Raw genomic sequence first — 424 nt, 5'->3', positions numbered from 1 at the left:
TCGCCACCGGCGGTGTCGGGGTTCGGCCAGCGCATCCAGACGATGGAGCAGGACGCCGCCCGGCGGCGGCTGCTGGACCAAGCGCGAGGCGTACAGCAGCATCCGACAGCGGGCAGGGATGCGTCGACGTCGCGGGAGCGGCGGGTCTCGTACGACGAGTACCTGTCGGCCACCGCGTTGACCTTCGCCCGACGGCACCGGCCTGTGTGGTCGTGGCAACTGTGGCGGCGCGTCTGCCGGTGCGGAGCCGACCTGCCGTGCCGTGCCCGCCACCGGATTCCGATCAATCGTGGGCACTGGCCGCAGGAGGGCAAGCAGTGATCGGCGGGCCGGAGCGGACGATCCTCGCGGTGCACGTCCGAGGGCTTGACGGCTTGTGCCTCGGTTGTCGGGTGTGGTGGTCGCGGCTGGCTCCGTACCCGTG

1 protein-coding gene is annotated in these 424 nt (G+C 71.7%); it reads left to right on the top strand.

All coding sequences use genetic code 11. The features are described from left to right. On the top strand, positions 1–321 hold a 321-nt coding region (locus tag AC2CHE_RS27000; protein ID WP_484507631.1), incomplete at its 5' end, for a hypothetical protein. Positions 322–424: the final 103 nt, after the last annotated feature.

The sequence above is a fragment of the Micromonospora sp. ATLC16 genome (assembly GCF_057196645.1).
Note: the sequence above shows the minus strand (reverse complement) of the source record. Positions and strands in the feature narration are given on the sequence as shown.